Source organism: Vibrio jasicida CAIM 1864 = LMG 25398 (assembly GCF_000400365.1).
Classification (GTDB): domain Bacteria; phylum Pseudomonadota; class Gammaproteobacteria; order Enterobacterales; family Vibrionaceae; genus Vibrio; species Vibrio jasicida.
This window is the reverse complement of sequence record NZ_BAOG01000041.1, coordinates 83,433-96,527: the sequence shown is the minus strand read 5'-3', so window position 1 is coordinate 96,527 and position 13,095 is coordinate 83,433. Positions and strand designations below refer to the sequence as shown.

Annotated in this window: 9 protein-coding genes; 4 read left to right on the top strand and 5 right to left on the bottom strand. The window is 45.9% G+C overall.

What is annotated here, in order from left to right; genetic code table 11:
• Window positions 1-45: 45 nt before the first annotated feature.
• The 3 genes from VJL_RS12200 to VJL_RS12190 form a co-directional block, all read right to left on the bottom strand.
• Complete coding sequence (locus VJL_RS12200) at window positions 46-657, bottom strand: TIGR04211 family SH3 domain-containing protein (protein ID WP_038866196.1); 612 nt, start codon at window positions 655-657, stop codon at window positions 46-48.
• 178 nt (window positions 658-835) lie between these two features.
• Window positions 836-2,095, bottom strand: coding sequence for an inorganic phosphate transporter (locus VJL_RS12195; protein ID WP_038866198.1), 1,260 nt, complete (start codon window positions 2,093-2,095; stop codon window positions 836-838).
• Window positions 2,096-2,225: 130 nt separating this feature from the next.
• Window positions 2,226-2,906, bottom strand: coding sequence for a TIGR00153 family protein (locus tag VJL_RS12190; protein ID WP_038866436.1), 681 nt, complete (start codon window positions 2,904-2,906; stop codon window positions 2,226-2,228).
• Window positions 2,907-3,111: 205 nt separating this feature from the next.
• On the opposite strand from VJL_RS12190, the gene VJL_RS12185 reads away from it, so the two are divergent.
• On the top strand, window positions 3,112-4,644 hold the full coding sequence (locus VJL_RS12185; protein WP_038878255.1) for a CYTH and CHAD domain-containing protein: 1,533 nt from the start codon (window positions 3,112-3,114) through the stop codon (window positions 4,642-4,644).
• 32 nt (window positions 4,645-4,676) lie between these two features.
• On the opposite strand, the gene VJL_RS12180 is transcribed toward VJL_RS12185, so the two are convergent.
• Entirely contained in the window at window positions 4,677-5,495 is an 819-nt protein-coding gene (locus tag VJL_RS12180; RefSeq protein ID WP_038866202.1) for a potassium channel family protein, read from the bottom strand.
• Window positions 5,496-5,537: 42 nt separating this feature from the next.
• Here VJL_RS12180 and VJL_RS12175 point away from each other — a divergent pair, with 42 nt between their 5' ends.
• The 3 genes from VJL_RS12175 (at window position 5,538) to hldE (ending at window position 11,264) form a co-directional block, all read left to right on the top strand.
• Complete coding sequence (locus VJL_RS12175; RefSeq protein WP_038866204.1) at window positions 5,538-6,794, top strand: methyl-accepting chemotaxis protein; 1,257 nt, start codon at window positions 5,538-5,540, stop codon at window positions 6,792-6,794.
• Window positions 6,795-6,912: 118 nt separating this feature from the next.
• Window positions 6,913-9,756, top strand: a complete 2,844-nt coding sequence (gene glnE / locus VJL_RS12170) for a bifunctional [glutamate--ammonia ligase]-adenylyl-L-tyrosine phosphorylase/[glutamate--ammonia-ligase] adenylyltransferase (protein WP_038878253.1) — start codon at window positions 6,913-6,915, stop codon at window positions 9,754-9,756.
• Between the two features lie 77 nt (window positions 9,757-9,833).
• Window positions 9,834-11,264, top strand: coding sequence for a bifunctional D-glycero-beta-D-manno-heptose-7-phosphate kinase/D-glycero-beta-D-manno-heptose 1-phosphate adenylyltransferase HldE (gene hldE / locus VJL_RS12165; RefSeq protein WP_038866208.1), 1,431 nt, complete (start codon window positions 9,834-9,836; stop codon window positions 11,262-11,264).
• Window positions 11,265-11,571: 307 nt separating this feature from the next.
• Here hldE and tolC read toward each other — a convergent pair whose 3' ends face one another.
• Window positions 11,572-12,894: an outer membrane channel protein TolC gene (gene tolC / locus VJL_RS12160; protein ID WP_038878251.1), complete on the bottom strand. Its 1,323-nt coding sequence runs from the start codon at window positions 12,892-12,894 to the stop codon at window positions 11,572-11,574.
• Window positions 12,895-13,095: the final 201 nt, after the last annotated feature.

Below are 13,095 nucleotides of genomic sequence, written 5' to 3'. Positions count from 1 at the left end.
AGTCGAGTACGACTGGCTTTTCTTTATCCGTTTAGCTGAAAGCGATTATGCCCAGCCTGCTGGTGATTTCTTTCTGCGTGGCATGATATGCGGAAGAATCAAACCAAACAGCAAACCAAGACCTGCAACACCACCACCGTAAGTGAAGTACTTAAGTAGCATGTCGTCTTTTTGGGTGTCTAGCTTAGCGCGAAGCTCACGGTTCTCTGTTTCTACAGAAGTCAGTTGGTCACTGATCTCTGAGTATTTCTTCTCAAGGTCAGAGATTTGCTGGTTACGCGTTTCTAGTGACGTCACTAGGCCCGCTTTCTCTGTGTCTGAGTTTTGACGAGCGTTCGCAAGTTGAGACTTCACTTCTTTCAGTTCTTTCTCAATGCGAGGCATACGAATTGCCATGCTCTCTTGGTTTGTGACGAACTTGCTTTGCACCCAACCAGTGCGGCCGCGGTCGTCTCGAATCTGTGTGTAACCTGTGTCTTTATTTGCTTGCAGCAGTTGTACTTTAGAGCCTGCGTTAACACTACCCATAATGCGGTAAGTGTTGTTTGGACCAGAGTGCATAAAAGTGAATAGGTCATCAGAAATATAACGGTCTGCCGCTAGTGCCGCTGGCGCTGCTAGCAAAGTAAACAAAACCGTGATGAATAGTTTTTTCACAATAAATCCCTTAACGATTTTCTTGGATACAGCTTTGGCACCGAATGATTGGAGCCGGAAATAGACGAATATTATGCAGTTTCAAACTTCGGTGCAACAAAGAAGGGAGGCAAAGCCTCCCTTTCTGTGCGTTTGAGTCAATAATGACAAAGCGCTTACAATCTATTGACGGTCTGTCTTACGAGAACATCGCTTGGATGCCGTAGAAGAATACGACTGCCAATAGTGCGCCTGCTGGTAGGGTAACAATCCATGAAGCTACGATGTTACGTACTACGCCTAGGTTTAGTGCTGCGATACCGCGAGCGAAACCAACACCTAGAACCGCACCAACCAGTGTCTGAGTCGTTGAAATAGGTAGACCAGTACCTGACGCTAGAACAACCGTACATGCTGTAGCAAGCTGCGCTGCAAAACCACGGCTTGGTGTTAGTTCAGTGATGCCTGTACCAACGGTTGCCATTACTTTGTGACCAAGTGTCGCAAGACCAACGACGATACCAAAACCACCTAGAGGAAGAATCCACCATGCGATGGTGCTCTTACCTGTGATTTCACCCATGTGCTCAACCGTTGAAACAACCGCAGATAGTGGACCGATCGCGTTCGCTACGTCGTTAGAACCGTGTGCAAATGCCATCGCACACGCAGTGATAACCATCAGTACAGAGAAGATACCTTCAACACCTGCGAAGCCGTGGTCTTCTTCACGGTTAGCGAATTTCTTCTGAATGTAGAAGTAACCGCCAGCCATTACTGCTGCTGAGATTACCGCTGCCCACATCCATGCTTCACCGTTACTTAGGTGAAGGCCAACGTGTTTGAGGCCTTTTTTGATGGTTACAAGTGCAATCACCATTGTCGTGATGAACATGTAAACTGGAACGAAACGTTTTGCGTTGAATAGTGGGTTCTCAGTATCAAAAATCAGGCGTTGGGCACTGACAAAGATAACGTAAGCAAAGAAACCTGAGATAACCGGCGTAATAATCCAGCTGCCAACAATGCCTTGAACACTTGCCCAGTCAACCGCTTCAGTACCTACAGACACACATGCGAAACCGATGATTGCACCGATGATCGAGTGGGTCGTAGAAACAGGCCAACCCATGTATGACGCAAGTAGTAGCCATGTACCAGCCGCTAGAAGCGCAGACATCATGCCAAATACAAGAACATCAGGTTGATGTGCGAATAGAGAGGTTTCGATAACACCTTTACGGATCGTATCGGTAACTTCACCACCTGCAAGGTATGCACCCGCAAATTCAAAGATCATTGCGATAATGATCGCTTGTTTAACGGTTAGTGCTTTCGAGCCGACTGAGGTGCCCATTGCGTTCGCAACGTCATTCGCACCAATACCAATAGCCATCAAGAAACCGAAAGCTGCTGCAACAATAATCAGGACAGTGCCGTAGTTAGCGAGGATATCCATCGTAATACCTAGTTGTTTTATAACAAGCGGAGCAAAATTTAGCGCGCATCAGCCCATAAGACGGTGAATCTCGTCATCGTCCATCTGACTTGCATTCGTAATGCTCTTCGTTATGTCGTTAACTTATGATTTAAGATCGAGATAGCATGACTTCCAAACGAGCACCTACGCGCTGCGCTTGGTCGGCAATACCACCTACCCATTCAAGAATCTTGTACAAGAACATGACGTCGATAGGGTTCATGTCAGGTTCAATCGCCATCAATTGTTGGCGTAATTCAATCTGCATGGCATCGGTGTCATCTTCGATAACATCTAGTTGATTAATCATTTCAGCAACTAGCGTTACTTCACGGCCTTTAAAGCCAGTTTCAAGAAGTTCATCAAGTTCATTGATCACTTTTTGCGCCTGGTCAGCCGCATCAAGACATCGTTGAACGTAAGCGAGGAAATTTGATTGGAGAGCCTCTGGAATGACAAGTTGACGGCCATATACACGGCCAGCAATGTCTTTTGCCAGGTTAGCAAGTTTGTCCTGTTGAGTCAGAAGCTCAAGCATGTCAGTACGATCGACTGGCATGAACAAACCGCGAGGCAGTTTTAGACGGATTTCACGTTTCAGAACGTCTGCTTCTTTCTCTAGGTGAGAAATTTGAGCGCGAATTTCTGCTGCTTTTTCCCAGTCACCCTTTGAAGATACTTCAAAGAACTTAACCAAGTGTGAACAACATTCGTTGACACAGACAACGTGGCGTTGCAAAGGCTTAATTGGGGACTTTGCAAATAACCCCATAATTGTATTTACTGGCATGGTCATTCAACCTAATAGCTATAACCTTAAAAAAACATACACCATTTCTTGGCGAAATGTTGAACGATGGCTATAAAGGCGCGCATGGTAACGCATTAAATCACTCTTTAAAACTGTTTTAGATCATCATTCCGGTGATATTTCTTTCTTGCCGTGTGAGAAATTAGGCAATATCCTGTTTCTATCTGCTTTGAAAGGTATAGCTATGGAAACCGAGATAGAACTGAAGTTTTTTGTTTCTCCTGAATTTTCAGAAACTTTAAGAGCAAAAATTTCTGAAACAAAAGTACTTCAGCACAGTTGTCGTGACTTGGGTAACACCTATTTTGATACCGCTGATAAATGGTTAAGACAGCACGACATTGGTTTAAGAATTCGCCGTTTTGATGACGTTTTTGTCCAAACTGTAAAAACAGCAGGACGCGTTGTAGCGGGCCTTCATCAAAGACCAGAATACAATGCTGAGCACACCAGTAATGAGCCAGAACTCACGCTTCACCCTTCTGACATTTGGCCAGTAGGTAAAGACGTTGCGACGCTGCAATCAGAATTGACCCCTCTATTCTCTACCAACTTCACTCGTGAACAGTGGCTGATTGGTATGCCTGATGGCAGTCAAATCGAAGTGGCTTTTGACCAAGGTGCTGTAATTGCTGTTGATGCCGAAGGGGAAGAGAAACAAGATCCTATTTGCGAAGTTGAACTGGAACTGAAATCAGGTCAAACCGATGCACTGTTTACTCTTGCTCGTAGTCTATGTGAAGCTGGCGGTATGCGCTTGGGTAACCTGAGCAAAGCCGCAAAAGGTTACCGCTTGGCGAGTGGCTATGCAGGGGATGAAGTGAAGCCTTTGTCTTTAGTCGATAGTAGTAAGACAGATACCGTAGAGTACTGCTTTATTAACTCGTTAGAGCATGCGCTTTCTCATTGGCATTACCATGAGCAAATTTTTACTGAAAGAGACAGTGTTGAGGCTCTGCGCGAAATTGGTAATTCAATTCGTTTTATTCGTCAGACTCTGACTATCTTTGGTGGAATGGTGCCGCGTCGCGCCAGTGCGATTTTACGCCAAGAACTAAAATGGTTGGAAGAAGAGCTAGAGTGGCTAGACGAGCACGCGCACTTAGAAGAGCTTTTAGATGATAAAGGTAATGTGTTACGTAAACTGGATGCTCGTAAGTTCTTAGTTTCTGAGTTGACGCAGCAACTAGAAGAGCTACCTGGTCGTGAAGAGACCCTTCAACTCCTCAGTTCGGCACGTTACACCGGTCTGCTATTGGATTTGAGCCGTTGGATTCTCACTCGTGGTTGGCAACCTTTCTTAGACGACAAAGCTAGTGAAAAAATGTCTGCGAATATCCAGCCGTTTTCTGTCACGCAATTGGATCGCACTTGGGCGGAGCTGATGGAAGCATTCCCAGCGGAGCGTCAGCTGTCAGGACAAGAATACGTTGATCAACGTTACCGTCTATTACGAAATCTCTATACGGGTATCGGCTTTGCGAGTTTGTACGATTCGGAAGAACGTAATAGTTTCCGACTGCCATGGGCTGATTTAGTGCATGGTATTGATGACTTGCTGATGTTGAACCATCTATTGCCATTGGTTGGTATGTTAGAAGGGGAAGAGCAAGAGCAACTGGAACGTTGGTTACATCGTCAAGAGCGTTCTATTTTGCACGCGATGGATCAGACGCGAGCCATCAGCGTGGAAGTTGAGCCCTACTGGCAAGAGTAAGATCAAACAATAAAAAATAGGACCTTAGGGTCCTATTTTTTTGTCTGCTGCTTTTGTTCTTGAAGCTCTTCTTCAATCACTTGTAGCCGGTTCAAAATCTGTTCTTGTCTGTCTAGCACCTGTTCTAACAGCTTTTCTTTATTTTTTGAGCGATGATCTTGCTGTCTGGTTGGCGCAGTCAGAATCGATGTAATCAAACCAGAAATCATACCGAAGATACCGACACCACAGATGATGACCAGTACAGCCAGTAGTTTGCCGCCTGTCGTCACCGGATAATGGTCACCATAACCAACTGTTGAGATGGTCACAAATGCCCACCACAATGCATCTGTTCCCGTTTGGATGTTTGCCTCAGGACTTTGTCCTTCAATAAACAACATGGCACTGGAACCAAGAGTTATCAGAACCACCATTAGCAATAAGATAGAGGCTAGAGTGGTTTCTCGACGGTTTTGCTTGAGCTGTAAAAGAATGAACTTTGAAGAGCGTAAGACCAAAATGACACGCAAGATGTGAAACAGTCGAGCGAAGCGTAAAGGCTCAACCATTGGGATACTCGCCACAAAATCGATCCAGTGATGCTTAAGAAATGACCTGCGATCTGTGGCCCGGATCAAATCTATGGTGAGCTGTAATAGAAAAATACTACAGATTATAAAATCCAGACCGATAAGAACTTGACGGGTTTCGTTATCAAGCGGGAAAAACAACAGGCCAGAGATCACAAATAGTGCCATAAAGGACAATATTAGTGATAGCAGCCCCATCGGTTTGGTGCTGTCTTTGATATCATGGTTTTTCATACGAAGCTCGAAATAAATCGCGCAGGCAACGTTAAGTGCGCGCATAAGTATAAGTAAGACTATATAAGACTCGGTGGAGAACTGACAATGGAAAAGCTGGCATTTAAGCCGTGGGAAAGGGTGATATCCGACATCAAGCTCGTTCCGAAAATGGTCATGTTGATGGTATTTAGCACCATCCTAATTGTGGCGAAGCAACTGTGGGATGCGAGCACATTCTACGATTCATTACTAGCGGCAACTCAGAACGAACAAGTTGCCCAGCAGCATTATGAAGCGTATCTCACTCAAGTTGCTTGGCAAACAGCGATCTTAATTGTGGTGTTTGTGGTACTACTGCTGGCCGCTGCGCGCGTGATGTTGCGTCAGACGCAATACCTTAATGAAGCCATCAAATTAATGGCAAGTAAGAACCTTTCTGTTCCTTTTGGAATGGATTGTAAAGACGAATACGGCGATGTGGCTCGTGAACTTGAGACCACTCGTCGCCAACTGCATGATGTCATTCAAATGCAAATCAACTCTTCGGAAGAACTTTCTACCCTCACAGAGGTGATGACATTGAGCATGTCCGAGACGAAAGAGTCAGCACAAGAAGAGTTTAATGAAATCGACCAGCTTGCGACGGCCATGAGCGAGATGTCTTCAACCGTACAAACTGTAGCTGAACATGCGCAAACAGCGTCAACTTTAACCGAGCAAGCTTCAACTCAAGCAGTGACTGGCCAGCAGTTCTTGCAAAAAACCGTGTCTAAAATGAGTGAGCTCTCTTCTGATATCGCGTCTTCGGCAAGTGCCGTTAACCAAGTAGAAGAACGCGTAGAAGCGATTGGTAGTGTAGTAGGGACCATTCAAGGTATCTCAGAGCAAACTAACCTACTTGCGTTGAACGCAGCGATTGAAGCGGCGCGTGCAGGTGAAGCAGGTCGAGGTTTTGCCGTGGTTGCGGATGAGGTTCGTAACCTTGCCCAGCGTACACAACAAGCGACCGTTGAAATTCAAGAAATGATCACACAGCTTCAATCGAGTGCTGAATCTGCCGTCGAATTGATGGAAAAGAGCGTGGTTGAAGCAGCTGAAGGGGTTGAGTTGGTGTCCAATGCAGGCTCTGAACTGGATGGCATCGTTGGTCAAGTGACACAAATCAACGACATGAACTTCCAGATTGCGACGGCTTCAGGCCAACAAAGTAGCGTCGCAGAAGAAATGAGCCAAAACCTCACTAACGTTCGTGAGTTGGTGGAAGCATCTGTTGTTGTTGTGACGGAGTTGCTTGAAACGTCTGAAATGATGCAAAGTAATGCCGAAGAGTTAGATGAGAAGATTAAATCCTTCCAAGTCTAAGTCTAACAAGCTTTGATAAAACGCCCACAAACCTTTTGTGGGCGTTTTTATTTGTGCTAACTCTGGTATAAATAAGTGATAACACCTAATCACAGTGCTTTTCAAACAAGGAAGAAAAATGCAGCTGCCTTCGTCACTGATTTCTGTCGCGGATTCTGCGGTTCAAAACGCCGAGCAAGCGGGATACGTTCAACAATGGCCAACCGAGATTGCTGAGCAATTTCGTTTTGTGTCTGGGTTAAGTAAGTTCATAACCGAAGCGATTCATCGTGATGAGACACTCGCACAAAACTTGCCAAGCATGCTGGCAGAAAGCAGTCGACAACAAGCTTATCGTACACGCCTCGCAGAGCTTCTGGTGGAATGCCAAGATGAAATGGCGGGACACCGTGTGCTGCGCCAATTTCGCAACCGTGAAATGGTCTACATTGCGTGGAAAGACTTCACCCACACTTGGACGCTAGAAGAGTCACTTAGTCACTTATCACAATTGGCAGAAGCGATGATCTTCGAGACCTACCAATGGCAATATAAGATTTGTTGCAATGAGTGGGGAACCCCAACCAATGCCGAAGGCGAAGCGCAACCTATGCTGATCATTGGTATGGGTAAGTTGGGTGGTGGCGAGCTGAACTTTTCTTCCGATATCGACTTGATCTTCACCTATCCAGAAAATGGTGAGACGCAAGGTGCACGTCGTAGTATTGCCAATGCACAGTTCTTTACCCGTTTGGGTCAACGCATCATTAAAGCGCTCGACCAACAAACCTTTGATGGTTTCTGTTACCGCGTTGACATGCGTCTACGTCCGTTTGGTGAAAGTGGCCCCTTGGTCATGAGCTACGCAGCTCTCGAAGATTATTATCAAGAGCAAGGGCGCGACTGGGAACGTTACGCGATGATCAAAGCACGCGTCATGGGCAGCGAAATGTATCCGCAATACCAAGAATTGCGCCAGATGCTGCGCCCATTTGTGTTCCGCCGTTATATCGACTTCAGTGCGATTCAATCTCTGCGTCGAATGAAATCGATGATCAGCAGTGAAGTACGTCGCCGTGGTTTGAGTAACAACATTAAATTAGGCGCTGGTGGCATTCGTGAAATTGAGTTTATTGCTCAAGTATTCCAGTTAATTCGTGGTGGTCGAGAGCCTTCTTTGCGAGGTCGTGGTTTACTAGAAACCTTGAATGCCATTGGTGAATTAGGCCAGTTAACCCCATCAGAAGTCGAGAATTTAGAAACGGCCTATAAATACTTACGTAAGCTGGAAAACTTGCTGCAAGCGATGGCCGATAAACAAACCCAAACCTTGCCTGATTGCGATGATGAACGCCTAAAACTGGCCATTGCGATGCGATTTGATGCTTGGGATGATTTGATTGCTCAAACTCAACAGCATATGGCTAACGTACATAAGGTGTTTGAGAACTTAATTGGTGATGACGAAGAGGACGAGACGGAAACCATCGCACGTCATTTCCATGAACTTTGGGACATGGCGACCAAGCAAGATGTGCTTGAACATGTGTTGCAAGAAGACATCAAAACGGAGAACTCGGAAGCGCTTGCTAAAACCATCATGCAGTTTAAGGCAGACTTAGCGAAAAAAACGCTTGGCCCACGTGGGCGTGAAGTCTTAACTAAGTTAATGCCGAAAGTCTTCGATGCGGTGTTCGCCCATCCTGATGCACAGTTTGGTCTGCCACGAGTTCTGCATTTGCTGCATAACATTTGCACGCGCACTACGTATTTAGAATTGCTGGATGAGCACCCTGCCGCATTGGTGCAATTGGTGCGTCTGTGCACTGCAAGTCCGATGATTTCCGAGCAGCTATCGCGTTACCCAATACTGCTTGATGAGCTGATCGACCCTCAGCACCTTTATAACCCAATCCCACTCGACAACTACCGAACGGAGCTGCGCGACTTCCTTGCTCGTATTCCAGAGGATGATATGGAACAGCAAATGGAGGCGTTGCGTCAGTTCAAGCAAATTTGCATCCTCCGCATTGCTGCCGCAGACATTGCTGGTGTGTTACCAGTGATGAAAGTAAGTGACCACTTAACTTACTTAGCTGAAGCCATCGTAGAAGCCGTAGTGAACCAAGCTTGGCTACAAGTGTCGGAAAAGTATGGTGAACCAACACACGTAAAAGATCGTGAAGGTAAAGGTTTTGCTGTGATTGGTTATGGGAAAGTCGGTGGTTGGGAATTGGGCTACAACTCAGATCTCGACATCGTGTTTATGCACGATTGTCCGGTAAATGTGTATACCGATGGTAAGAAAGAAATCGACGGTCGTCAGTTTTACCTTCGTTTGGCACAGCGCATCATTCATATTTTCTCGACCCGCACTGCATCAGGCATTCTGTACGAAGTGGATACTCGCTTACGTCCTTCTGGTGCATCAGGATTACTGGTAAGCCCGACCGATGCATTTGACGATTATCAACATCAAGATGCGTGGACTTGGGAACATCAGGCGTTAGTACGTGCTCGCATGATTTATGGTGACGAACCATTAGCGATAGCTTTCCATAACACGCGCCATGATGTGCTGTGTAAATCGCGTGACCAAGATACGCTGAAGAAGCAGGTGGTCGATATGCGGGAAAAAATGCGTGATCACCTTGGCGGGAAAAAGTCTGAGCGCTTTATGCTTAAGCAGGATAAGGGCGGTATTACCGACGTTGAATTTCTCGCTCAATACCTTGTGCTCAACTACAGTCACAGTAAGCCTAAACTAATACGTTGGTGCGATAACGTAAGAATTTTTGAAACCTTGATTGCTCAGGGTGTTATGGAAGAAAATCAAGCGATGCAGTTAACTCGCGCATACACATCGATGCGTGATGAGATTCATCGCCGTAACTTACTTAATTTGGATGCTGATGTGGCGGAAGATAAGTTTGTTGCGGAGCGCGAGTGGGTGAAGCAAGCATGGAATCAATGGTTTGCCTAAGCAGAAGTCATGTGCAAGGTTCAGCCTAGAAAAAGGCTGTGTTAAACTCACCACGATTTAATTTTTGGAGACCAATAATGAAACCAATTCTACCTGATTACAACAGCGCTGGTGTGCTTATCATCGGCGATGTCATGCTAGATCGTTACTGGTATGGCCCGACTGGACGTATTTCTCCTGAAGCGCCAGTACCTGTTGTGAAAGTAGAAAACAATGAAGAGCGTCCAGGTGGTGCTGCGAACGTCGCAATGAATATTGCTTCACTTGGCGGTCACGCTCACATTGTTGGTCTAACGGGTATGGATGAGCCAGCGAAAGTGCTGACTGAAACCCTGAACTCGCTAAAAGTAAAATGCGACTTTGTGGCGCTTCCTGAATACCCAACGATTACTAAACTGCGAGTCATGAGCCGTGGTCAACAGTTGATTCGTTTGGATTTTGAAGACAAGTTCGAGAACACAGATGCAGAGCCTGTATTGTCTCGCATGGAAGCCGCGCTACCAAGCGTGAAAGCGGTCATCATGTCTGACTACGCAAAAGGTTCGCTTGAGCATGTACAGGCGTACATCCAAAAAGCACGCGCAGCAAACATTCCTGTATTTATTGACCCTAAAGGGGCGGATTTCGAACGCTACCGTGGCGCAACCCTTCTGACTCCAAACATGAAAGAGTTTGAAGACGTTGTAGGCAAAGTGAAATCTGACCAAGAGTTAGTAGAAAAAGCGCTAGCTTTAGTTGAAGAGTTCGAATTTGAAGCTCTGTTGGTGACACGCAGCGAAAACGGCATGACATTGATTCGCCGTGGTGCAGAGCCATTCCACCTACCGACACAAGCGAAAGAAGTGTATGACGTAACAGGTGCGGGTGATACGGTTATTTCTGTATTAGCAGCATCGGTAGCCGCTGGTAAATCGTTTGAAGAAGCTTGTGCACTAGCAAACGCAGCCGCAGGTGTTGTGGTTGGTAAATTAGGTACATCAACACTATCTGAGATTGAATTGGCTGAAGCTATTCACGGCAGTCAAGATACAGACTACGGCGTGATTTCAGAGCAAGCGCTGATTGAAGCCGTGAAGAAAGCACGTGCAAAAGGCGAGAAGGTGGTGATGACCAATGGTTGTTTCGATATTCTACACGCAGGTCATGTTTCTTACCTAAATCATGCTGCTGAGTTAGGTGACCGCCTAATCGTTGCAGTGAATACTGATGACTCAGTGAAACGCTTGAAAGGCCCAGGTCGTCCAGTGAACCCAACAGATCGTCGTATGGCAGTCTTGGCGGGTCTTGGCGCGGTTGATTGGGTTGTACCGTTCAGTGAAGACACACCACAGCGTTTGATCTCAGAAGTGCTGCCTAGCTTATTGGTGAAAGGTGGTGATTACAAACCAGAAGAGATCGCGGGTGGTAAAGAAGTGATTGCTGCAGGCGGTGAAGTTCGTGTACTGAACTTTGAAGATGGTTGTTCAACCAGCGAGATCATCAACGCTATCAAAGGTGGTAAGGGTTAATACCTTGCTCGCCAAACTGATTACTACAAATTGATTGTTAAAGGTCGCTTTCGAGCGGCCTTTGTTGTTTTTGGAGGAGTGCATCTAACCACAAACGCATTCCAGACCTCCCTCTTTTCAAGGGGGAGTTAGAGGGGGGAATGCTCGGTCTGATTGAAAACCAGTGTCGTCAATTAGATCGAGAAGCAACCCCTTCCTAATCCCCCCCTTCGAAGGGGAAGGGGCCTAGAGCGCACTTGGCTTGGTTACTTAGCCCAAAAAAAACGCCAGTTGAAATCAACTGGCGTTTTTCGTGTTACTTAGACGTTTATTTTGCTGGCTTAAGGCCCGCGTCTACATCTAGGATGTCTTGCTCACTTAGCGTACCAACGGCTTGGCGTAGCTGAAGACCTGCAAGAATGTAGTTGTAACGTGCATCTGAAAGGTTTTTGTTTGCATCGTAAAGACGACGAGTTGCGTCTAGCACGTCAACGATAGTACGAGTACCAACATCGAAACCAGCTTCTGTTGCTTCAAGTGCAGACTGTGCAGAAACCACAGATTGTTCGTACGCTTTTAGTGCGCCGATAGAGGCGTTAATGTTGTTGTTTTGTGCTCGCACTTCTTTCACAACACTACGGTATTCAGCTTCTAGGTTTTCACTAGCAGCAACGTAGCTGTATTCCGCTTGTTTCACTTCAGATGTTGTACGACCACCTGTGTAAAGTGGCACGGCTAGGTTTACACCAACATTGAAGCCATCGGCTGTATTATCGTTAATGCTTTCCGCAGTATCAGCGTAGTTGTAACCACCGTCCAGAGATAGCGTTGGTAGGTGACCAGAACTCGCTAGCGAAATATTGTCACGCGCAATGTCTTGTGAAATACGTGCTGATAAAAGGCTTAGGTTGGTTGTTTTTGCTTCTTCTACTAGTGTTTCAGCTGGTGTGCTTGGACGACTTGCAGAGAAACGAGCAGTATCAAGAACATTTAGGTTTTTGTGTTCTTGGCCTGTAATTTCACGTAGTGACTCGTAGCTGTTGATCAGATCGTTTTCTGCTAGAACTTCATCAGCCAATACTGCATCAAATTGTGCTTGTGCATCATGTACGTCAGTAATTGCCGATAGGCCTACTTCAAAACGTTGTTTGGTTTGCTCTAATTGGCGACCAACCGCGGCTTTCTCTGCACGAACAAACACTAGGTTGTCTTGTGCACGCAGTACTTCAAAGTAAGCTTGAGAAACGCGAAGGATCAAACCTTGTTGCGTTGCTGCATAAGTTGCATCTGATTGACGTGCCGTTTTTTCTGCAGTGTCTAGGGTAATCCAAGACGCGCGGTTGTACAGCTCTTGTGTAAAGCCAACGCCTGCAGATAAGACGTTTTGGTCCGTCGATACTTTACTACCGAAGTCTTGATCTCTGTCGCCACGTGTAATGTCATAACCCGCGGTTAAGTTGATTTGTGGTAGTAGGGCACTGCGGCTAGAGTTGATTGCTTCAAAAGCTTGATCACGCTGCGCTGCTACGCTGAGCAATTGTGGGTCATTTTGTTTTGCTAAGTCATAAATTTCAGCAAGGGAGTCTGCCCATGCTGCTGTGCTCATACTGCCTAGCGCTGCACTGATAAATAGTGGAAGCAGTTTTTTCATTTTCCATTCCCGCGGTCAATAGATTGGTTAATTCTCAGTAGTTTAACTCAATTTGGACGATATTTACTCTAAACTTTGCACTTTTTTACACGTAATTATCCACCTGTGCAATAAATTTTTGAGAAAGGCTTAAAATAATTTATAACTATTGTACAAAAAGTTGAGCCAAGTCCTTTGAGCAAGCGAATAACAATGAGTAAA